The sequence below is a fragment of the Curtobacterium sp. MCLR17_045 genome (assembly GCF_003234405.1).
GTDB classification, from domain to species: domain Bacteria; phylum Actinomycetota; class Actinomycetes; order Actinomycetales; family Microbacteriaceae; genus Curtobacterium; species Curtobacterium flaccumfaciens.
In genome coordinates, this window is record NZ_QKTB01000001.1 from 411,302 (window position 1) to 432,641 (window position 21,340).

22 protein-coding genes are annotated in these 21,340 nt (G+C 71.7%); 14 read left to right on the forward strand and 8 right to left on the reverse strand.

All coding sequences use genetic code 11. The annotated features are described in order from the left end of the window. The first annotated feature begins 14 nt into the window (after nt 1-14). Nucleotides 15-2,225 carry an MMPL family transporter gene (locus tag DEJ05_RS02050; protein WP_111109596.1) on the forward strand — a complete coding sequence of 737 codons (2,211 nt, stop codon included), beginning with the start codon at nt 15-17 and terminating at the stop codon, nt 2,223-2,225. A gap of 114 nt (nt 2,226-2,339) precedes the next feature. On the opposite strand, the gene DEJ05_RS02055 is transcribed toward DEJ05_RS02050, so the two are convergent. Continuing rightward, on the reverse strand, nt 2,340-3,011 hold the full coding sequence (locus DEJ05_RS02055; RefSeq protein WP_111109597.1) for a DUF4232 domain-containing protein: 672 nt from the start codon (nt 3,009-3,011) through the stop codon (nt 2,340-2,342). 99 nt (nt 3,012-3,110) lie between these two features. Here DEJ05_RS02055 and DEJ05_RS02060 point away from each other — a divergent pair, with 99 nt between their 5' ends. Together DEJ05_RS02060 and DEJ05_RS02065 are read left to right on the forward strand one after the other, a co-directional pair. Then, a complete protein-coding gene (locus DEJ05_RS02060) occupies nt 3,111-3,386 on the forward strand; it encodes a hypothetical protein (RefSeq protein ID WP_111109598.1) in 276 nt (91 codons plus the stop codon). Nucleotides 3,387-3,455: 69 nt separating this feature from the next. Then, on the forward strand, nt 3,456-4,724 hold the full coding sequence (locus DEJ05_RS02065; RefSeq protein ID WP_206647597.1) for a Fic family protein: 1,269 nt from the start codon (nt 3,456-3,458) through the stop codon (nt 4,722-4,724). A 3-nt stretch (nt 4,725-4,727) separates the two neighbouring features. On the opposite strand, the gene DEJ05_RS02070 is transcribed toward DEJ05_RS02065, so the two are convergent. Then, the gene (locus tag DEJ05_RS02070; protein ID WP_110862035.1) at nt 4,728-5,126 is read right to left on the reverse strand and encodes an NUDIX domain-containing protein; all 399 of its coding nucleotides are present in this window, start codon (nt 5,124-5,126) and stop codon (nt 4,728-4,730) included. Between the two features lie 35 nt (nt 5,127-5,161). Then, nucleotides 5,162-6,484, reverse strand: a complete 1,323-nt coding sequence (locus tag DEJ05_RS02075; RefSeq protein WP_110863603.1) for a glutamyl-tRNA reductase — start codon at nt 6,482-6,484, stop codon at nt 5,162-5,164. A gap of 38 nt (nt 6,485-6,522) precedes the next feature. On the opposite strand from DEJ05_RS02075, the gene hemE reads away from it, so the two are divergent. The 11 genes from hemE (at nt 6,523) to hemL (ending at nt 16,397) form a co-directional block, all read left to right on the forward strand. After that, nucleotides 6,523-7,659 (forward strand): uroporphyrinogen decarboxylase, encoded by a 1,137-nt coding sequence (hemE, locus tag DEJ05_RS02080; RefSeq protein WP_111028758.1) that lies wholly within the window; start codon nt 6,523-6,525, stop codon nt 7,657-7,659. Beyond that, a complete protein-coding gene (locus DEJ05_RS02085; RefSeq protein WP_220036993.1) occupies nt 7,656-8,972 on the forward strand; it encodes an NAD(P)/FAD-dependent oxidoreductase in 1,317 nt (438 codons plus the stop codon). The genes hemE and DEJ05_RS02085 overlap by 4 nt, the downstream gene beginning before the upstream one ends. A gap of 100 nt (nt 8,973-9,072) precedes the next feature. Beyond that, nucleotides 9,073-9,327 carry a hypothetical protein gene (locus DEJ05_RS02090; RefSeq protein ID WP_017887727.1) on the forward strand — a complete coding sequence of 85 codons (255 nt, stop codon included), beginning with the start codon at nt 9,073-9,075 and terminating at the stop codon, nt 9,325-9,327. Beyond that, entirely contained in the window at nt 9,324-9,782 is a 459-nt protein-coding gene (locus tag DEJ05_RS02095; protein ID WP_071404474.1) for a phage holin family protein, read from the forward strand. The genes DEJ05_RS02090 and DEJ05_RS02095 overlap by 4 nt, the downstream gene beginning before the upstream one ends. Before the next feature lie 50 nt (nt 9,783-9,832). Beyond that, the gene (locus DEJ05_RS02100) at nt 9,833-10,063 is read left to right on the forward strand and encodes a DUF3618 domain-containing protein (RefSeq protein ID WP_071404475.1); all 231 of its coding nucleotides are present in this window, start codon (nt 9,833-9,835) and stop codon (nt 10,061-10,063) included. 68 nt (nt 10,064-10,131) lie between these two features. Continuing rightward, on the forward strand, nt 10,132-10,899 hold the full coding sequence (hemQ, locus tag DEJ05_RS02105; RefSeq protein ID WP_181440624.1) for a hydrogen peroxide-dependent heme synthase: 768 nt from the start codon (nt 10,132-10,134) through the stop codon (nt 10,897-10,899). Further along, nucleotides 10,896-12,128, forward strand: coding sequence for a ferrochelatase (locus DEJ05_RS02110; protein WP_111022397.1), 1,233 nt, complete (start codon nt 10,896-10,898; stop codon nt 12,126-12,128). Before hemQ ends, DEJ05_RS02110 begins: the two co-directional genes overlap by 4 nt. Beyond that, the gene (gene hemC / locus DEJ05_RS02115) at nt 12,125-13,177 is read left to right on the forward strand and encodes a hydroxymethylbilane synthase (protein ID WP_232536557.1); all 1,053 of its coding nucleotides are present in this window, start codon (nt 12,125-12,127) and stop codon (nt 13,175-13,177) included. The genes DEJ05_RS02110 and hemC overlap by 4 nt, the downstream gene beginning before the upstream one ends. Nucleotides 13,178-13,435: 258 nt before the next feature. Beyond that, nucleotides 13,436-14,017 carry a uroporphyrinogen-III synthase gene (locus DEJ05_RS02120; RefSeq protein WP_258376068.1) on the forward strand — a complete coding sequence of 194 codons (582 nt, stop codon included), beginning with the start codon at nt 13,436-13,438 and terminating at the stop codon, nt 14,015-14,017. Then, entirely contained in the window at nt 14,014-15,069 is a 1,056-nt protein-coding gene (gene hemB / locus DEJ05_RS02125) for a porphobilinogen synthase (RefSeq protein WP_258371260.1), read from the forward strand. The genes DEJ05_RS02120 and hemB overlap by 4 nt, the downstream gene beginning before the upstream one ends. Next, on the forward strand, nt 15,066-16,397 hold the full coding sequence (hemL, locus tag DEJ05_RS02130) for a glutamate-1-semialdehyde 2,1-aminomutase (RefSeq protein ID WP_111109600.1): 1,332 nt from the start codon (nt 15,066-15,068) through the stop codon (nt 16,395-16,397). The genes hemB and hemL overlap by 4 nt, the downstream gene beginning before the upstream one ends. 48 nt (nt 16,398-16,445) lie before the next feature. Here the strand turns inward: hemL and DEJ05_RS02135 are convergent, their stop codons facing one another. The 5 genes from DEJ05_RS02135 to DEJ05_RS02155 form a co-directional block, all read right to left on the reverse strand. Next, a complete protein-coding gene (locus DEJ05_RS02135; protein ID WP_111109601.1) occupies nt 16,446-17,093 on the reverse strand; it encodes a hypothetical protein in 648 nt (215 codons plus the stop codon). A 99-nt stretch (nt 17,094-17,192) separates the two neighbouring features. Next, on the reverse strand, nt 17,193-17,990 hold the full coding sequence (locus DEJ05_RS02140) for an ABC transporter ATP-binding protein (RefSeq protein WP_111109602.1): 798 nt from the start codon (nt 17,988-17,990) through the stop codon (nt 17,193-17,195). Continuing rightward, nucleotides 17,987-19,309, reverse strand: a complete 1,323-nt coding sequence (locus tag DEJ05_RS02145) for a hypothetical protein (protein WP_111109603.1) — start codon at nt 19,307-19,309, stop codon at nt 17,987-17,989. The genes DEJ05_RS02140 and DEJ05_RS02145 overlap by 4 nt, the downstream gene beginning before the upstream one ends. Nucleotides 19,310-19,312: 3 nt before the next feature. After that, entirely contained in the window at nt 19,313-19,981 is a 669-nt protein-coding gene (locus DEJ05_RS02150) for a GntR family transcriptional regulator (protein ID WP_111040019.1), read from the reverse strand. Nucleotides 19,982-20,073: 92 nt separating this feature from the next. Continuing rightward, a complete protein-coding gene (locus DEJ05_RS02155) occupies nt 20,074-21,051 on the reverse strand; it encodes an MDR family oxidoreductase (protein WP_111040018.1) in 978 nt (325 codons plus the stop codon). Nucleotides 21,052-21,340: the final 289 nt, after the last annotated feature.

Sequence of the window (21,340 nt, forward strand, 5' to 3'; positions counted from 1 at the left end):
TCTCCGGGAGCATCATGCCCAAGGTCCTCGCCGCGATCGGACGCTTCAGCGCCCGGCACCGGCTCATCATCGTCGCCGTCTGGTTGGTGCTCTTCGCGGGCCTCACCGCGGTCACCGCCGCCGGCATGGACACCAGTGCCACCGGCTCGGCCGGCAACACGACCGCCGCCGCGAAGGCGCTCACCGTCGTCAACGAGAAGTTCGACCTCGGTTCCTCGTCATCGGGCGACGCGAAGACGCTGCAGCTCGTCCTCCAGGCGCGAGACGGAGCGAAGGTCACGGACCAGGCCACCGCCGCCGAGGTACGGGCAGTCCTCGCCGACGCGAAGGGCCTTCCGCACGTGCAGAGGGTCTCGGACCCGTTCGCCCAGCGGAACCCGATGGTCTCGAAGGACGGCACCACGGTCATCTCCACGCTGACCTTCTCCGGCGTCACCGAAGCGAACCAGGAGAAGACGTACGACACCGTCCTGGACTTCGCAGCAGACCACCGTGCTGCCTTCCACGCCGAGGTCGGCGGGCACCTGTTCGGGGACACCTACGCCACCTTCGGTCCCGGCGAGGTCATCGGGATCCTGGTCGCGTTCCTGGTGCTGTTCCTGACGTTCGGTTCGCTCCTGGCCGCCGGAGCGAACATGCTCGTCGCGATCTCCGGGGTCGCCGTGGGGACGGTCGGTGTCCTCGCGTACTCCGCGATCAACCCGATCCAGGGGACCACCCTGACGCTCGCGACCATGCTCGGCCTCGCGGTCGGGATCGACTACACGCTGTTCATCCTCACCCGGTTCCGCTCGGAGCTCCGCGAGGGACGCAGTGTCGTCGACGCGGTCGCCCGGGCCACCGGCACCGCGGGCACCGCAGTCGTGTTCGCGGGCCTCACGGTCATCATCGCCCTCGTGGGTCTCGTCGTGACCGGCAACGAGGTCATCACCGTGATGGGCTTCGCCGGAGCGTTCAGCGTCCTGGTCGCGGTGCTGATGGCCCTCACGCTGCTCCCCGTCATCCTGGGGACCCTCGGGTTGCGCGCACTGCCCCGGAAGCACCGGGAACTCCTCGCCGCCGGCCAGCCGATCCCGCAGCGTCCTGCGAACCGCAAGAACTTCCTCCGCGGGTGGGCCAGGTTCGTCACGGGGCGCCCGTGGCTCGCACTCTTCGGCGCCGTCGTCGTCCTCGGGCTCGTCGCCGCACCGGTCCTCGACATGAAGACGGCCTCCAACATCCCCGGTGGCTCCGACCCGACGTCGTCGGAGCGGAAGGCCTACGACCTGATCGTCGACGAGTTCGGCGGCATCCAGTCCCCGCTGCTCGTGCTCGTGCAGGGCGACGACGTCACCAGCAACCTCACCGCGGTCGAGGACGAGATCACGGGCCTCGACCACGTCGAAGCCGTCGTCCCCGGCCAGGTCACGAAGACCGACGACGCCGCACTCCTCACCGTCATCCCGACCGGCGGTCCGATCGCCGAGAGTACGAAGCAGCTCGTCACGGACATCCGCGACGAGACCACGGCGATCAGCGGCGTGCGCGTCGAGGTGACCGGCGAGACCGCGATCGGGCTCGACGACACCGCGCAGATGAACCGGGCACTGATCACCTACATCATCGTGATCGTCGCGCTGTCGTTCCTGCTCCTGATCGTGATGTTCCGATCCCTGCTCGTGCCCCTGTTCGCCACCCTCGGGTACCTGTTCTCCGTCGGGGCGGCGTTCGGTGCATCGGTCGCGATCTTCCAGTGGGGCTGGCTCGACCCGCTCATCGCCGCACCCCAGGGTGACCCGATGTTGAGCCTGCTGCCGATCATCCTGGTCGGGGTCCTGTTCGGGCTGGCGATGGACTACCAGGTGTTCCTCGTGTCCCGGATGAAGGAAGAACACTCCCGTGGGCTGAGCCCGAAGGACGCCGTGTTCTCCGGGTTCACCAAGTCCGGCACCGTCCTCGTCGCAGCAGCCACGATCATGGCCGTCGTCTTCGCCGGCTTCGCCACGAGCGAGATGGCCGTCGCTGCCTCGATCGCCGTCGGGCTGCTCGTCGGGGTCCTCGCAGACGCCTTCCTGGTGCGGATGATGATCATGCCGGCGCTCCTCACACTCTGCGGGGAAGCAGCCTGGTGGATGCCGAAGTGGATGCAGAAGGTCATCCCGAACCTGGACACCGAGGGCCACGGACTCGACCGGGCTCCCGAGCACGACCGGGGGACCGGGGCCATCCCGGTGCCGGTCAGCTAGTCGGTCAGCACGTCAAGACCGAAGAAGCCGTCCCGCTGAGATCGCAGCGGGACGGCTCCGTCCGTGGCGGCAGCAGCCCGTGCTCGGGACCCGCCGAGACCGCCCGGCTGACCGCTACGAGGTCGCCTGCCCCTCCGGCACGAACGCCTGCACGGACAGCAGTGAGGCATCGGTCGACGCACATGCCTGGAAGTCGGTGTCCTTCACGAACAGGGACTGCTTCGACCCGGGCGGGTACACGCGGAAGCCGTCCGGGGTCTCGGGCGAGCAGTCGCCCGCCGAGTAGTTCTCGGTCCGGACGATCTTCAGCGGTGCGACGGCGGTCTTGCCGGGCGCCAGCGTCACAGTGGGGTGCGGTGAACTCTTCTCCGCGACGGCCGCCGCTCCGATCTGCTTGCCGGTGCCGCCCCCGACGAACGAGACGCCGGGCCACCCCTGCACGGTGCAGGTCGTCGACCCGGTGTTCTCGAGCACCAGGTGCACGATGACGCTGCCGGCGGCACCACCACTGCCGGCCTCGATGCGTCCGGCGAGCGACGACACCGCGCACCGGTCGCCGGAAGACGAACCGGTGGACGGCCCAGAACCGGACCCGGACGACGGTGCCGCCGAGGCGGACTCCTCGGACGACTGCGGCGTGGACGCCGACGCGGACGGCGACGGTGGGGGCGCCGTGACGGTCTCGGTGGCGGCGGGCTGCCCGTCCGAGGCGCACCCCGCCAGTGTCCCGACGGCGACGAGCCCGGTCACGACGAGCAGGAACTTCGATCGGCTGCTGCGTTGCATGGTGCACAGGCAACCACCGAACGCCGCATCCGGTTCGGTCGGCGTCCAGGGACCCCGAGCACACTCCGAGGCAAGCAACCCGAGCAGCGGAGGTCGGACATGACGGGCAAGCACGAACAGGCACGAGGCGACGAAGGTCGCGCGGACGGGGTCGAGCCCCGGGCCGGAGCCTTCACGGACAGCGAGATCCCGGGCGAGGAGCACGTCGAGTCGACTGAGCCCGTCGGCGAGTTCGTCTCGAGCGACATCCCCGGCGAGACGCGTCCGACCGGAACCGGACCCGACGGCGAGTACGTCGGCTCGGACATCCCCGGCGAGGCCGAGCCGGCCCAGAACGGCGAGGTCGGCGAGTACACCGACACCGACAAGGCCTGACGAACCCGAGTGGAACGCATCCCATGATCAAGGATAGGCAGTCATCCTTGATCATGGGATGATCCATGTATGGCTTCGTACGAGACGATCCGCCGCACGGGCGACCCGGCAGCCGCGACACGCGCCTTCCGGATGCCGATGGTCTTCGACGCCTACGTGCCGGATCCGCTGCAGGGCCGAACGGTCGATCTCGGACCGACCGAACAAGCGGCCGTGCTCGAGGCCACCGCTGCGGTGACGGAAGCCGAGACGAGATCCACGCTGCTCGGCAGCGGAGACGCACTGGGCCGGATGCTCCTCCGAGCCGAAGCGGTCGGGTCGTCGATGATCGAGGGCCTCGAGGTCTCCCCGCGGAAGCTGCTCGAAGAAGAGGCGCGCGGACGGAGCCCGCTCGGGCAGTGGAGCACCGCAACCGAGGTCCTCGGCAACATCGACGCGATGACCTTCCTCACCGAGTCGGTCGGTCCGGGTTCCCCGGTGACCCTCGACCTGCTCCTCGAGGCGCACCGGCGGCTGATGGAGGCCTCGGCGACCCCCGAGGTCGGGGGCACGGTCCGAGCGGTGCAGAACTGGATCGGCGGACCGACGCCTGCCGCAGCGGTGTTCGTCCCTCCCGTGCCGGAGCGGGTGCCAGGACTCCTCGACGACCTGTTGGCGTTCGTGAACTCGAGCACGCTGCCGACGATCGCCATCGCCGCCGTCGCACACGCGCAGTTCGAGACGATCCACCCGTTCGCCGACGGCAACGGTCGCATCGGACGCGCACTGATCCACGCTGTCCTGCGGTCACGGGGTCTGACCGTCGAGTCGTCTCCACCGGTGTCCCTGGTCCTGGCGACCCGTGCTGTCGACTACGAAGCGGGGCTCCAGCGGTTCCGCTCCACCGAGCCGCCGTCATCGGAGCCAGCGCAGCGGGCCGTCGGGCAGTTCGTCCGGCTCTTCGCCGAGGCGATGGCCGAGGTCGTGGACCGGATGGCGCAGTTCGAGCACGAGCTCGTCCGGATCAAGGAGTCCTGGCGATCTGCGCTCGTCGGAGTCCGCTCTGACTCCGCTGCGTGGTCGGCGCTCGAACTCGCGCCCCGCATGCCCGTGCTCACCGCGCAGACGTTCGCCGCCGCGACGGGCCGGAGCGAGCAGGCCGCGAACACGGCCTTGGGGGTCCTCGTCGAGCGTGGCGTCCTGACACAACGATCGGCGGGACGGCGGAACCGTGTCTTCGAGGCAGACGCCGTGATCGGCGCGCTGGCACTGCTGGAACGCCGTCTCGCCTCTCCTGCCGGTGACACCGGCGTCGTGCCGCCGACCAGGCACGTGCCGGCAGCTCCGCCGCGAGCCTGACGGTCAGTCGATGAGCTCCGCCGCCACCAGGCGGCGGAGCGTCTCCACGCCCGCAGGCGGGCAGCGGTCCGCGTCGGCGGAGGTGACCCACTCGACCTCGTCCACCTCGGCCGAGGCGACGGGCGTGGCGGAGTCCAGCGGGCCTCCCGGCCGGACCAGGAACAGCGTCATCGCGACCATCGTCCCCGGAGCCTGCCCGTGGGCGGGCTCGAGCACGACGCCGAACGGGTCGACGTCGGCGGCGGTGAGCCGCAGGCCGGTCTCCTCGTACGCCTCGCGCACGGCGGCCTCGACGTCGGTCTCGTGCGGCTCCGCCTTGCCGCCGGGCAGGTAGAGCACGTCGCGCGCCCGGGCGCGCACCATCAGGACACGTCGGTCACGCACCAGCAGCAGCGCACTCACGCGCAGCGTGGGTGGTTGCGAGCCTGTCTGGAGGCTCAGCTCGCGTCCGCCTGGTCGTCGCGATCCGAGGCGGTCGGGTCCAGTGCCGTGCGGTCGGCCAGCGGGACGACGGGCGACGGCAGCTCCGGCTCGGCCTCCGGCCGGACGCCGTACAGGGAGTCGATCGCCCCGACGAACTCCTCGCCGCGACCGGCGCGACCGAGCTCGCGGGCACGGACCGAGGGACGGTGCAGCAGGACGCCGACCAGGTGCCGGAGCGCCCGCTCGGTGTGCTCGACGGACTCGCCGTCGGCGTCCGCGCGGCGCTTGGCCCGCTCGATCTCGTCGTCGAGGATGTCGAACACGTGCTTGCGGAACGCCACGAGCGCCGGGGTCGTCGACTGCTCCATCGCCTGCGCGCGGAACCGTGACACGGCGTCGTCGACCATCGCGCGGGCCTCGGACTCGGCGTTCAGCTCGGAGATCGGGGCGTGGATGCTGATCGTCTCGAGGTCGAGCAGTTCGACGCCGTCGACGCCGGCGGCAGCGGGGTCGACGTTGCGGGGGAGCCCGAGGTCGATGACGATGCGGCGGACCCCGTCGTCGAGGTCGGCCGGCGCGACGACCGGGACCTCGCTCGAGGTGCAGGTGATCAGGACGTCGCTCTCGCCGATGGCCTGGCGCAGGTCACGGGCGGCGACGAGGTCGTGCTTGGCGGCGAACCAGGGTGCCCGGCCCGAGGGCGAGAACACCTGGATGTTCGTGGCGCCGCGGTCGCGCAGGGCGGCGATGGTGGTGGCCGCGTAGCTGCCGGTGCCGACGAGCAGCACGCGGGTGCGGGCCCAGTCGGTGACCCGCGACGAGGCGAGTTCGAGGCCGAGGCGCACGAGCGACCGGCCGGCGGCACCGATGCGGGTGCGGGTCTTGACGCCGCGCGAGGTGTGCGCGGCCTCTTGGAACAGGCGCTCGAGGTCCGAGGTGGTGGTGCCGTTCGACCGGGCGTCCTCGAGCGAGCGACGGACCTGGCCGGAGATCTCGGTCTCGCCGACGACGACGGACTCGAGTCCGCTCGACACGGCGAACAGGTGCTGCACGACGTCCTTGCCGTCCAGCACGTTGACGGAGTCCAGGACCTCGGTGGCGTCCAGGTCGCTCGCGGCGGCCACGGCCTGCACGGTGGCGGAGACGGCGGAGTCGCTCTCGTCGCCCGCGATGTCGAGGTACGCCTCGAAGCGGTTGCAGGTCGCGAGGACCACTGCACCGTCCAGGACGCCGGCATCCGTGACGAGTCGGCTGGCTGCCGCGGGTGCACCGATGCTCAGTCGCTCCAGGAGATCGAAGCTGGCGTTGCGATGCGACGCCGTGAGACAGATGAGCACGTAGTCAATGGTAACGCGCTCGATGGGAGAATCATCCGGTGACCGAAGCGACGACCACATCCCTCCCCGACTCCCACCCCCTGGCATCAGGGCGGACGAGTGGTTCCCGCCTGGTGCGGGCCCTGCGGGGTGACCGTCCGGAGACGCTCCCGGTGTGGTTCATGCGGCAGGCCGGACGGTCCCTTCCGGAGTACCGGGAGCTTCGGATCGGCACAGCCATGCTCGACGCGTGCCTCGACCCGGAGATGGCGTCGGAGATCACCCTGCAGCCGGTGCGCCGGCACGGGGTCGACGCGGGCATCTTCTTCAGCGACATCGTCGTGCCGATCAAGCTCGCCGGTGTGGACGTCGAGATCGTCCCTGGTCGTGGCCCGGTGCTCTCGTCGCCGATCCGCACCCCCGCCGACGTCGACGCCCTGGAGCAGCTCGACCCCGCGGCCCTCGCCCCGATCGAGCAGGCCGTCCGACGCACGGTCGAGCAGCTCGGCGACACCCCGCTGATCGGCTTCGCGGGGGCGCCGTTCACCCTCGCCGCCTACCTGGTCGAGGGCGGCCCGTCGAAGGACCACATCCGCGCCCGCACGCTCATGCACGCCGACCCCGAGACCTGGTCGCGGCTGCTCGCGTGGGCCGCCGAGGTGTCCGGGATGTTCCTCCGGGCGCAGGTGCTCGCCGGGGCCTCGGCCGCGCAGCTCTTCGACTCGTGGGTCGGGTCGCTCTCCCGCGCCGACTACGTCCGGTCCGTCGCACCGCACTCCGCGCAGGCGATGTCGCACGTCGCCGAGCTCGGGGTGCCGCGCATCCACTTCGGCGTCGGAAGCGGCGAGGTCCTGGCCGACATGACGACCTTCGGCACGGACACCGTGGGCGTCGACGCGGTCGGGGTCGACTGGCGCCTGCCGCTCGACCAGGCGGTCCAGCGCGTCGGCACCGGCGTCAGCGTGCAGGGCAACATCGACCCGGCGATGCTCTCGGCACCGTGGGACGTCCTCGAAGCGCACGTCCGCGACGTCGTCCGTCGGGGTGGCGCCGCACGGGCCCACGTCGTGAACCTCGGCCACGGGGTCCCGCCCGAGACCGACCCGGACGTCCTGACCCGCGTGGTCGAGCTGGTCCACTCGCTCGGCGACGGCCGCGCGGACGACGGTGCAGCGCAGGACGGAGCCGGCGCGTGACCGACGTCGTCGTGGTCGGCGGCGGGGTCGCCGGGCTCGTCACCGCCCGTGACCTCGCCAAGGGCGGCGCCCACGTGGTGCTCGTCGAGTCCTCGGGTGCGCTCGGGGGCATGATCCGTCGGCACACCGTCGGCGGGATCGACCTCGACATGGCGGCGGACTCCTTCGCCACCCGCACGGACGCCGTCGGCCGCCTGGCGATCGAGCTCGGGCTCGGCAACGACGTCGTCGCCCCCGACCCCCGCGGCGCCTGGCTGATGACCCGCGACGGCCGGACCTCCCCGATCCCGGCGACCGGACTCCTCGGCATCCCGAGCACCCCGATGGCCGCCGACGTGCTGGCCGTGGTCGGGCAGAAGGGCGGCCTGCGCGCCCAGATGGACTCGCTGCTGCCGGCACCGGTGGGCGCCAAGGCCTCCTCGCTCGGCGAACTCGTCCGCCGGCGCATGGGGGAGCGGGTGCTCGACGACCTCGTGGTGCCGATCGCCGGTGGCGTGCACTCCACCCACCCCGACCAGCTCGACCCCGACCGGGTGGCTCCAGGCCTGCGTGCCGCACTGCTGCGCGAGGGCTCACTCGCCCGCGCCGTCCTGTCGCTGCGGGCACGCGCGGCCGCCGGCACCCCGGTGCAGGGGATCCGCGGGGGGACGGTGCGCCTGGTGGACGAGCTCGTCGCCGACCTGGAGACCTACGGGGTCGAAGTCCGGCTGCACACCCGGGCGACCCGCATCGAGGCGCACGCGGTCGAGATCGTCAGTGCCGACGGCACGACCGAACGGCTGCCGGCCCAGCACACCCTGTCCTCCGTCGCCGACCCGGAGCGCACCGCCGCCCCCGACCGGACGGGCATCCAGCTCGTCACGCTCGTCGTCGGCCAGCCCGAGCTCGACGCCGCCCCGCGTGGCACCGGGATGCTCGTGCACCCGGACGCGCAGGCCGTGTCGGCGAAGGCCCTCACGCACGCGACGGTGAAGTGGCCGTGGCTGGCCGACGTGGCGGACGGACGCCACGTCCTGCGGCTCAGCTACGCGACCACCGCGACGGACCCTGCTGGCGTCGCCACGAGCCTCCCGGTCGACCCGACCGACCCCGTCGGCAGCCGTGCCCTGCAGGACGCGTCCACGCTGCTCGGTGTGCCGATCACGGCCGACCGCGTCAGCGGCGCCGCACGCGTCGGCTGGTACGGACCGGACCTCACCGCGGCCGGGCTGGCCGAGGGCGTCGTCGGGATCGGCGAGGCCTCGACCGGACGCGGCCTGGCGGGGATCATCGCCGCCGCTCGGAAGGCAGCCCACGAGATCCTCGGTTCCTGAGCGGACCGCGCAGCCCCTGAGGGCTACTGTTGGTGAGACCGCCGGACGTATTCCGTTCGGTGCATGACCACCGCACAACCAATGCACGGAGGAATCGCACATGCGCGGAAAGCTCCTGTTCGTCGCCGGCGCCGCACTCGGGTACGTCCTGGGATCGCGAGCCGGACGGGCGCGGTACGAGCAGATCAAGACCGTCAGCGGCAAGGTCTGGAACAGCAACGGCGTCCAGAAGGGCGTGCACGTCGCCGAGGACTTCATCGCCGACAAGACCCCGGACGTCGCCGAGTTCATCGGTGAGACGACCAAGAAGGCCGTCCGCAAGGTCGGCCAGAAGAAGGACACCACCACCTCATGACCGACACCCGCGATCGCAAGTCGCGTTCGCTGTTCGGCCTGGTCGGCGACGTCCCGAAGCTCGTCAAGGGCCTGGTCAAGGGCGAGATCGACCTGCTCAAGGCCGAGATGCTCGCGAAGGCGAAGATCTTCGGCCTCGCAGCCGGCCTGCTGGTCGGGGCGCTCGTCGTCGTGCTCTACGCGATCGGCGTCCTGCTGACCGCAGCCGTGATGGGCCTCGCGACCGTGATGCCGGCGTGGCTGGCCGCACTGGTGGTGGCCGTGGTGATGCTGATCATCGCCGCGATCCTCGGCCTGATCGGCTGGAAGCGCCTGAAGAAGGGCCTGCCGATCACGCCGAAGCGCACGATCGCCAGCGTCAAGGACGACATCAACGCGGTCAAGGGCCTCGGCAAGAAGCCGACCCCGCCGACGCAGTACGGCAGCCGCAAGCCGGACGTCGACGGCCGCTCCTGAGCACCGACAGCTCCGACAGCCCCGACAGCCGCACCACCGACGGAGGAACCGTGACCGACCCGCACGACGATCTCGCTGCTCGCGTCGCCGCGACCCGCGCCCAGCTGTTCGACACCCTCGACGCGATCGAGGACAAGCTCAACGTCCCGAAGCAGATCGGGATCGCGGCGTCGAAGTTCAAGCGCGGCCTCGACGAGAAGCCGGTGCCCTACCTGGCCGGTCTCGCAGCCGGCGTAGCGGTGGTCGGGGGTATCGTCGTGCTGGTGCTCCGACGGCGGTAGACCGCCCGAGCGCGGTCCACCGGATGCGGGGCGGCCAACACCCTGGCAACCGATAGGACAATGGATCCATGAGCTCCGACGCGCCCACGAACACCGGGCCCGTGCCCGCGCACGACCACCCCCACACGGAACCCGCCGAGACCGGTCAGCCGGACTCCGGGATCGACCCGAACCTGCTGACGGCCTACGCCCTCTGGGCAGTGTTCCGCCGGCCCCTCGGTCCGGTCCACCGCGTCGGCGACGACGCCGTGGCCGAACTCGACACCGTGATCGCCAGTGCCGCCGAGCGTGGGGTCACAGTCCGTGGCTTCTACGACGTCTCGGCCTTCCGTGCCGACGCCGACGTCATGGTCTGGCTGCACGGCGACGACGCGCAGGCCATCCAGGCCGTGCTGCGCGAGATCCGTCGCACCGGCCTGTTCCAGGACGCCGAGCCGGTCTGGCACGTCATGGCCATGCACCGCGAGGCGGAGTTCAACAAGCGGCACACCCCCGCCTTCCTGCGCGGCAAGGACCCCGAGGCGTGGATCACGGTGTACCCGTTCGTTCGCTCCTACGAGTGGTACCTGCTGCCGGAAGAGGAGCGCTCGAAGATGCTCCGCGACCACGGCATCGCCGGTGCGAAGTACCGCCGCGTGCTCACGAACACCATCGCGACCTTCGCCCTGAGCGACTACGAGTGGATCCTGCCGCTCGAGAGCCCGGACCTCGTCGACCTGGTCGACCTGATGCGCGATCTCCGCTACACCGAAGCGCGCATGCACGTGCGCGAAGAGGTCCCCTTCTTCACGGGTCGTCGCGTGACGACCGCCGAACTCCCGGAGGTGCTGTCATGACCGACACCAGCATGATCACGAACGGCCAGGTCCTCGCCGCCACCCCCGCGGCGGCGTCCGGTCCCGAGCACGTCGAGACCCCGACCGCGTACGACGCGATCCTGCTCGCCGGCTTCGGCGGCCCCGAGGGCCAGGACGACGTCATCCCCTTCCTGCGCAACGTCACCCGTGGTCGCGGGATCCCGGACGAGCGTCTCGAAGAAGTGGCGCACCACTACCGCCACTTCGGCGGCGTGAGTCCGATCAACGCGCAGAACCGTGCGCTCAAGGCGGCGCTCGAGGCCGAGCTGGCGTCGCGCGGCATCGACATGCCGGTCCTCTGGGGCAACCGCAACTGGGAGCCCTACCTGGAAGAAGCGTTCACCGAGGCGGCGGACAAGGGCTACACGAAGCTCGTCGCCATCGCCACGAGCGCGTACTCGTCGTTCTCGAGCTGCCGGCAGTACCGCGAGGACTACGCCCGCGTGCTCAACGAGACCGGTCTGATCGACACCATCCAGATCGACAAGGTCCGCCAGTTCTTCGACCACCCGGGCTTCGTCCGCCCGTTCATCGACGGCGTCCGCGACGGCATGGCCCGCGCGATCGCCGAGAACGAGGGCCTCGACGTCGCGACCGAGCTGCAGGTGCTCTTCTCGACGCACTCCATCCCCTCGACCGACGCCGCCCGCTCGGGCCCCGACTACCGCGGGTTCGACGAGCACGGCGCGTACGAGGCGCAGCACCTGGCCGTCGGCGAGGTCGTGCTCGACCAGGCCTGGGCCGAGCTCCTCGAGCAGCCCGAGCACGCCCACCTGCAGGGCACGTCGAAGCCCGCCTGGAAGCTCGTCTACCAGTCGCGCTCCGGCCCCCCGACGCAGCCGTGGCTCGAGCCCGACATCAACGACTACATGAACGAGGACCTCAAGGGCGGCCCGACCCGTGCCGTGCTGATCGTCCCGCTCGGCTTCGTCAGCGACCACATGGAGGTCATGTGGGACCTCGACGAGGAAGCCACCGAGACCGCCGGTGAGCTCGGCTTCTGGTCGCTCCGCACGCAGACCCCCGGCATCGACCCGGCCTACGTGTCCGGTCTCGTCGACCTGGTGCTCGAGCGGGTCAACGGCACGCCGAAGGCCGAGCGTCCGCACATGACCGACATCGGCCCCTGGTACGACGTGTGCCGTCCGGGGTGCTGCGAGAACGTGCGAGCGGGGTTCAAGCCCGCCGCCGCAGGCGTCGCTCCGTGACCGACACGACCGTGAACGACCCCAGCGCCACCGGGCCCGACGGCCCGACCCCGATCCGGCTCGGCACCCGTGCCAGCCGGCTCGCGGTCGCGCAGTCGCAGGACGTCGCCGACCGCCTGGCGAAGGCGGCCGGTCGGCCCGTCGAACTCGTCACCGTCACGAGCGAGGGCGACACGAACCGTGCCTCCCTGGCCTCGCTCGGCGGCACCGGTGTCTTCGCCAGCGCCCTGCGTGAAGCCCTGGTCGCGGGCGAGGTCGACGTGCTCGTGCACTCGCTCAAGGACCTGCCGACCGCGCCGTACCCGGGCCTGACGATCGGTGCCGTGCCGAAGCGTGCGGACGCCCGTGACGTCCTCGTCGCCCGGAACGGCGCCACCGTCGACACCCTGCCCGAGGGCGCGAAGGTCGGCACCGGTTCGCCCCGTCGTGCCGCGCAGCTCCGTGCGCAGCGCCCCGACCTCGACGTGGTCGACATCCGCGGCAACATCGACACCCGCCTCGGCCGGGTGGACGACGACCTCGACGCCGTGGTGCTCGCCGCCGCCGGCCTCGGGCGCATCGACCGCCTGTCGGCCGCCACGGAACTGCTCGACCTCGGCTTCTGGCCGAGTGCTCCCGGACAGGGTGCGCTCGCGGTGGAGATCCGCTCGGACGAGACCGACCGTGGGCTGCTCGCCGCACTCCGCAAGATCGAGCACGCCCCCACCCGCCTGACGGTGACGGCCGAGCGCGAGGTCCTCGCCAAGCTCGAGGCCGGCTGCTCCGCCCCGATCGGCGCGACGGCCGTCGTGGACGCCGAGCTGCTGCTCGTGTCCGCGACCGTCTACCGCCCCGACGGCACCGAGTACCGCACCGCGTCGCACGCGGCCGTGCTCGACGGGTCGGCGCAGGAGCGTCTCGACGAAGCGCTCGCGGTCGGTGGCCGTGTGGCGACCGAGCTGCTCGAGAACGGCGCTGCCGACCTCGCCGACCTGGCGACCACCGTCGCCGAGGACACCACGGACGGGCCGTACACCGCGGGCCCTGGCCTCGCGACGCCGGCCGAGTAGGCGGTCACCACGGAACCCTCCACCACCGCGACGGACGAGGCACGACCCCCGGTCGTCCTCGTCCCGCGTGGCGGCGCGTGGGGGGACCGGGTCGCCGAAGCGGCGCGGGCCCGTGGGCTCGCCCCCGTCGTCGTCCCCCTCATCACGGACGCTCCGCCGTCCGACCCCGTCGCCCTCGACGCTGCGGTCCGCCGCCTGGTCGCTTCCGGAGCGGCCGGGAGGCCCGGATCACCGGATACCGTCGGCGACCGGACCCCTGTGGCTGGTTACGCATGGGTGGTGGTGACCAGTGCGACGGCCGTGACGGTCCTGTCGGAACGCGTGGCGGGCCTCCCGGCCGGGGTGCGCGTCGCCGCGGTCGGCGAGCCGACCGCCCGTGCCGCGCGCGCTGCGGGCTGGGTCGTCGACCTGGTGCCGGACGAGACGTCCGCAGCCGGCCTGGTGCAGGAGTTGCCGGACACCGACGGCACCGTGCTGTTCCCCCGCTCCGAGATCGCGGCACCCACGCTCGTCGACGGCCTCCGTGCCCGCGGCATCGACGTGGACGACGTGGTCGCGTACCGTACCGTGGGGACCGGCGACGAGCCGATCACCCTCGAGACGACGCCCGCTGCGGTGCTCGTGACGAGCGGCAGCGTCGCCCGCGAGATCGCCCGCCGGATGACCCCGCTCGACCCCCGCACCATCGTGGCCTGCATCGGCCCCGGGTCCGCGACCGACGCCCGTGCGGCCGGACTCCCCGTGCACGCCGTCGGAGGCACCCGGTCCGCAGAAGCCCTGCTCGACGCCGTCGTCGAGGCACTGAACCCAACCACCCCCCACCAGGAAGGTCACCCGTGACTGGACGCTTCCCCCAGGTCCGCCCCCGTCGGCTGCGCGCCACCCCCGCGATGCGACGACTCGTGGCCGAGACCCGGCTCCACCCCGCCGAGCTCGTGCTGCCGATGTTCATCCGCGAAGGCGCGACCGACGCCGTGGACATCTCGAGCATGCCGGGCGTGCAGCAGCACTCCCTCGACTCGTTCCGCCGCGCGCTCGTCGACGCCGCGTCGGTCGGTGTGGGTGGCGTGAACCTGTTCGGCGTGCCGACCACGAAGGACGCCACCGGCTCCGGTGCGACCGACCCGGACGGGATCCTCAACGTGGCGATCCGCGTCGCTCGGCAGGAGGTGGGGGATGCCCTCGTGGTGCAGTCCGACTTGTGCCTCGACGAGTTCACCGACCACGGACACTGCGGTGTGCTCGCCGCCGACGGCTCCGTCGACAACGACGCCACCCTGCTGCGCTACCGCGACATGGCGGTCGCACAGGCCGAAGCCGGTGCCGAGCTGGTCTGCATGAGCGGCATGATGGACGGCCAGATCGCCGCCGCACGTGACGCCCTCGACGGCGCCGGGCACAGCGGCACCGCGCTGCTCGCCTACGCCGCCAAGTACGCCTCGGCGTTCTACGGTCCCTTCCGCGAGGCCGTGTCGTCGTCACTCGTCGGCGACCGCCGGACGTACCAGATCGACGCCGCGAACGGTCGGCAGGGGCTCCGCGAGGTCGAGCTCGACGTCGACGAGGGCGCCGACATCGTGATGGTGAAGCCGGCGATGAGCTACCTCGACGTGCTCGCCGAGACCGCTGCGACCTCGCCTGTGCCGGTCTGGGCGTACCAGATCTCCGGCGAGTACGCGATGATCACCGCAGCAGCGCAGAACGGGTGGATCGACCGCGACGCCGCCGCGATGGAGTCGCTCGTCGGCATCAAGCGCGCCGGTGCCGACGCGATCCTGACCTACTTCGCCGTCGACATCGCGCGGAAGCTCAACGAGGAAGCGGGCCTCCGCACCTCGGGCAGCACCGCGGACGTCGCCGGCATCGCCTCGACCGGGAAGGCCCCCGAATGACCACGAACGACCAGCTCTTCGGCCGTGCCAAGAACGCGATCCCGGGTGGCGTGAACTCCCCGGTCCGCGCCTACGGGTCGGTCGGCGGCACCCCGCGGTTCCTGGTGTCCGCGAAGGGCGCCTACGTCACCGACGCCGAGGGTCGCGAGTACGTCGACCTCGTCGCGTCGTGGGGTCCCGCGATCCTCGGGCACGCCCACCCCGGCACGGTCGAGGCCGTGCAGCAGGCCGCCGCGCGCGGACTGTCGTTCGGGGCGTCGACCCCGGGGGAGACCGAGCTGGCCGAACTCGTGAAGCAGCGGGTGTCGGTGGACGGCGACGGTCCCATCGAGAAGCTCCGCATGGTGTCGACCGGCACCGAGGCCACGATGACCGCGATCCGGCTGGCCCGTGGCTACACCGGTCGCGACCTGCTCGTGAAGTTCGCCGGCCACTACCACGGGCACTCGGACTCCCTGCTGGCCGAGGCCGGCTCGGGCGTCGCGACCCTGGCCATGCCGGGCAGCGCGGGCATCACCGCTGAGACCGCCGCGCAGACCCTCGTGCTGCCGTACAACGACCTCGACGCCGTCCGCCGGGCCTTCGACGAGCACTCCGAGCGCATCGCCGCCGTCATCGTCGAGTCCGCCGCCGCGAACATGGGCGTCCTGGCACCGGAGCGCGGCTTCAACCGTGCACTGGCGCAGATCACCCGCTCGCACGGGGCGCTGCTCATCGTCGACGAGGTCCTGACCGGGTTCCGCGTCGGCGCTGCCGGCTGGTGGGGCCTCGAGGCGTCGAAGGTCGTGCCGGACGGCGCCGGGTGGAAGCCCGACCTCATCACGTTCGGCAAGGTCATCGGCGGTGGCATGCCCCTCGCCGCACTCGGCGGACGGCGCGAGGTCATGGACTTCCTCGCCCCGCTCGGGCCGGTGTACCAGGCGGGAACCCTGTCGGGGAACCCGTTGGCCGTCGCTGCCGGCATCGCCACGCTGCGGGCCGCGACGCCGTCGGTGTACGAGTCGCTGAACGGTACCGCTGCCGTCATCTCCGCGGCCACGTCGGACGCCCTGTCGGCCGAGGGCGTCGCCCACACCGTGCAGCGCGCCGGCAACCTGTTCTCGTTCGCGTTCACCGAGCAGGCACCGCGGAACTACGACGACGTGCGAGCACAGGACGTGTTCCGCTACGCGCCGTTCTTCCACGCGATGCTCGACGCCGGGGTGACCCTGCCGCCGAGCGTCTTCGAGGCGTGGTTCGTCACGGCCGCGCACGACGACCGCGCCGTCGGACGGATCCTCGACGCCCTGCCCGCGGCCGCGAAGGCTGCTGCCGCCGCGACCGTGTGACGGGCGCGGAGGCTGCTGCCGCCGCGCCCGCGTGACGGGCGTCGGGGCTCAGGAGCAGTCGGCCTTCGTGAAGGTCGTGTCCACGGTCTTCGACGAGCCCTCGAACTTGTACGTGTAGCGCATGTCGACGTCCTCGTCGAGGAGCTTCTTCGTCTCGCTGTTCGAGCAGAGGTTCGGCCCGACGGCGTCGCGGATGGCACCCTCGGTGATCGAGGCCGGATCGACGTTCGACGACACCGTGTAGTCGTAGTGGATCGCGGCGCCCTCGGCCTCGATCCCGGTCCACGTCGTGACGGAGTCGACCTGCTTGGGCAGGTCGCTCTGCTCGCGGATCTGCTCGACGGCCTTCGAGACCTTCTCTTCCGTGGAGTCGCTGAAGGCCGCGTTGAGGCCCTGGCGGACGAGGAAGGCCACCACCACAGCGACGACGACGCCGAGCACCGAGATCAGGACGCGCTTGCCACGGGAGGACGACGACTTGGGCGGGGGAGCGTAGGGAGCGGCTCCGGCGGGAGCGGCCTGGGCGTACGGCTGGCCGGCGGGCTGCTGCTGCGTGTAGGGCTGGCCGGCGGGCTGCTGCTGGGGCTGGCCGGCGGGCTGCTGCGGGTACTGCTGGCCGTTCGGCTGGCCGGCGTTGGGCTGCCCGTCGTTCGGCTGCGGCTCGGACCCCGGGTAGGGCGGCGGCGTGTTCGTCATGGTTCCCCCTGGTGACGGTCCGCGGCGTGACACCGTGGTGCGGTGCCGGGTCCCTCCCCGACACGGGCCGCGGACACTGAACGGCCATTCAAGCACGCGTCAGGCGGATCGGCGTGCCGCCCAGCGCCCTTCCGACCGCAGGATCGCGAGCGGGAAGTCGAACGCGTGGGACACCGCCGACGACGTGATGACCTCGTCCGAGGTTCCCTGGGCCACGACGGCACCGTCGCGGAGCAGCATCGCGTGCGACGTCGAGGCCGGCAGGTCCTCCAGGTGGTGGGTCACCATGACGCTGCCCAGCTCGGGGTGCCGGTGCCGCAGCGCGTCGACGGTCTCGAGCAGGTGCTCCCGCGCGGCGACGTCGAGCCCGGTCGCCGGTTCGTCGAGCAGCAGCAGCTGGGGTCCGGACATCAGGGCCCGGGCGATGAGGGCGCGTCCCCGCTCACCCTGCGACAGCACGGGCCAGCGGGCGTCCCGTCGTGCAGTGAGCCCGACGTCGGCGATGTGCTGCTCGGCCAGCGCGACCTGCTCGGCCGAGGGGTCCCACCGCATCATGAGGTCCGTCGTGCCGGTCAGCCCGGTCAGGACCGTCTCGAGCACCGTGAGCGGCGAGAGCATCCGGTGCCGGGGGTCGACGTGGCCGATGTGCTCCCGGAGTTCGCGGACGTCGACGCGTCCGAGCCGGCGGCCGAGGACCTCGACCGTGCCGGCGGTGGGGTGGCCGGTCGCGCCGAGGACGGCCAGCAACGTCGACTTGCCGGCGCCGTTCGGTCCGAGCAGCGCCCAGTGCTCCCCGCGCCGGACGGTCAGGTCGACGTCGTGCAGCAGGTCGCGGCCGGAGCGCGTGACGCGGACCCCGGTGGCGTGGATCAGGACGTCGTCGCGCGGGTCGGTCATGACCCCATCGTGCCCCACCGGGCCGTGACGTCGTCCACGTGCGCCCGTGCGACGTCGACGAACCGGCGGGCCGCGGCCCGGGCGGCACCGACGTCTCCGCTGCCGGCCGCTGAGTCGAGCGCCAGCCAGAGCGCTTCAGCGTCCCACTGCCGGAACGCCGGGGCCTCGGGCAGCGCGTAGGCGAGCCGGGCCATCGAGAGGCGGAGGGCCTGCCGCGTCCAGCGGTTGCCGGACTGCTCGGCCAGGAACCGGGTGACGGCGAACGCGCTCTCCGTGTACCGGTGGTCGCGCACCTGGCCGTCCGCCCGCGCCCGTTCGACGAGCGCGCGGAACTCCTCGAGCGCGGGTCCCCGCAGGCCGGGCAGGACGTGGACGGCACCGTGCGTGAAGACGCCGGGGAGCAGTTCCATGGTGTCGCGCCAGGTCGCGAGCGACGGTTCCACGACGCGGTACCGACCGCCGTCGTCCTCGACGAGCCCGAGGTCGTGCAGCCAGCGCAGCCCGTCGAGGACCTGCTCGGGTGGAGCACCGGTCCGTGTCACGAGGTCCTCGAGCGTGTGCCTGGACCCGACCGCCAATGCGTCGGAGCGGACGTCGCGGAGCAGGGCGCGGCCGACCGGGCCGACACGCTGTTCGGTGGTGTCCTCCGCCGAGCGGCTCGTCCGCGGGACCCCGACGTTCCGCCGGTGGATCTCGAACAGCCCGTCGATGACCTCTGCCGCGGTGGTCGCGACTGCCGGGTCGCCGGTGCCCACGGCACGGCCGGTGGTCACGAACCACGCGTGCACGTCGTGGACCGACCAGGTCTGGGTGGGGACGCGTGCCCATCGCATCCGCTCGAACGCACGCAGGCCCAGGCTGCGCACCAGGGTGTTCGGGGAGTGCTCGAACCAGAACTGGCAGGCGGCGGAGAACGCTGTCGGGTACTCCGGCAGCCGGAGGGCAGCGGTGGTGCGAGCCCGCGCGACCCGGCGATCGAGCTCGGCGTGCAACTCCGGGGTGAGCGCCGGGATCGTCGCGCGGAGGGCCGGGCCGACCAGGGACACCCAGAAGTCCAGTGTGTCCGAGAGGTCGGCGTCCGAGAGCTCCTCGTACCACCACGTGCCGTCCGGGCCCCGGGACAGGATGCCGAGGTCCTCGAGCCGAGCGGCCGCTGCACGGACGCGGCCGCGGGACGTGCCCCACTCCCAGCTCAGTGCTTCGAGGTCGACGGCCACGGGCCCGCGGGGGCCGGTCCGGACGTGGGCGAGCAGGGACGCGTAGGCGTCGTCGTTCGCCGCCGCCCAGGGGTCGGCGTCACCCCACTCGCCGACGACCACGGGTCAGCCGCGGTCGGCGCGGACCGCCTCGATGTGCTGTTCGAAGTTGCGAGTGAGGGCGCGGCCGGCCTCGGCAGCGCCTTCGCCGTCGCGCTCGGTGAGTGCTTCGCGCAGGATCGAGAAGAACGCCTCGGACCCGTACTGCTCGAACGCCGGCGTGGGGTTGAGTGTGAAGCGGACCCGCTCCATGGCACCGACCGCGGCGTTCTGCACCAGGGGGTTGCCGGAGTGCTCGACCGCGAACTCGATGATCTCGTTGAGGGCGCCGCTGAAGCCGTAGTCCCGCACCTTGCGCATGCGGTCGGCCTTGTCGAGCAGCGTGCTGAGGGCCTCGACGTCCTCGTCGCTGTACTCGGGGACGCCCCAGCGCAGGCTGAGCTCGAAGAACCCGGCGGTCGCGCGGGTCGCGGTGACCCAGTCCTCGAAGGTCGGGGTGGCGACGCGGGTGTACCGGTTCGCCTCCATCTCGACCAGGCCGATGTCGACGAGCTTCGCGATCGCCTCGCGGATCGGGGTGCGACTCACACCCAGCCACTGGACCAGCTCGTCGTCGTTCAGGCGCTCGCCGTGCTGCAGTGTGCCGTCGCGGAGGGCCGCGAGCATCTTGTCGTACACGACGTCGCGCAGGAGCTTCCGGGGAGAGCTCTCCACGGTGGACTTGGGGACCGGCATGTCATCTCCTCGAGGACGAAATCGACACTCGAAATCCTAGCGTGCCAATATGCAAACGTTTGCTAAATGAATCGCTCGGAAAGCACGCCGGATCAGCCCGTGACGGCGACGACCGTCCGTCCGTGCACCCGTCCCGCGACGACCTCGGCCCCCACCGCGATGGCCTGCTCGGGCGTCACCGTGCGGGTGACGTCCGCCAGGAGCGCCGCGTCGAGGTCGGTCGCCAGGCGGTCCCACGCCCGACGACGGAGCTCGAGCGGGGCGTCGACGGAGTTGATCCCGAGCAGCGACACCGACCGCAGGATGAACGGCAGCACGGTCGTCGGCAGTGCGGAGTCCTGCGCCAGCCCGCACGCCGTCACGGCACCACCCCACCGGGTCGATGCCAGCACGTTCGCCAGCGTGGCCCCGCCGACGCTGTCCACCGCTCCGGCCCAGGTGGCACGCTGCATCGGCTTGCCCGGCTCGGACAGGGTGCCGCGGTCGACCACCTCGGTGGCCCCGAGCCGGCGGAGCGAGTCCGTGTTGGCCGCGCGACCGGTCGACGCCGTGACCCGGTACCCGCGGGCCGCGAGGAGTGCGATCGCCACGGTGCCGACCCCGCCGGACGCCCCGGTCACCAGCACCGGCCCGTCGTCCGGCGCGACGAAGCGCTCCAACGCCAGCACACTGAGCATCGCCGTGAACCCCGCGGTGCCGATGGCCGCCGCGAACGAGTCGTCGATCGCCTCGGGCAGCACGACGAGCGACCCCGACGGCACCACGGCCTGCGTTGCCCAGCCCCCGTGCCGGGTCTCACCCAGGCCAGCGCCGTTCAGCACCACCCGGTCACCGATCGCGACCTCGTGCACGCCCGGTCCGAGCCCCGACACCGTGCCGACGACGTCGATCCCCGGCACCAGTGGGTCGAGCCGGGCGACACCAGGGTTCCGCGCGAGGGCGAGGCCGTCCTTGTAGTTGACGCTCGAGTACGTGACGTCGACGAGGGCCTCACCCTCGGCCGGATCCGGCAGGTCGACGTCGGTGACGGTGGGCGGGGCTGCACTGGACACGAGGACGGCGCGGGTCATGCGCCGGACGCTACCCGGGCCTCCCGGCCTTCGGTCCGTTCTTTCCCAGAACGCGTGCGATGCCTGGTGGATTCGGGCGTACCGGGGCAGAAGAACCGACCAGGTACGCCCGATCTGACCAGGTACGCCCGATTCGACCCGGTGCAGAGTCGGCGGACCCGTCGGGCTGCCCGTTCTTTCCCAGAACGTGCGCGATGCCTGGTGGATTCGGGCGTACCTGGCCAGAACAACCGACCAGGTACGCCCGATTCGACCAGGTACGCCCGAAACAGCCCAGCCGCCCCAGCCC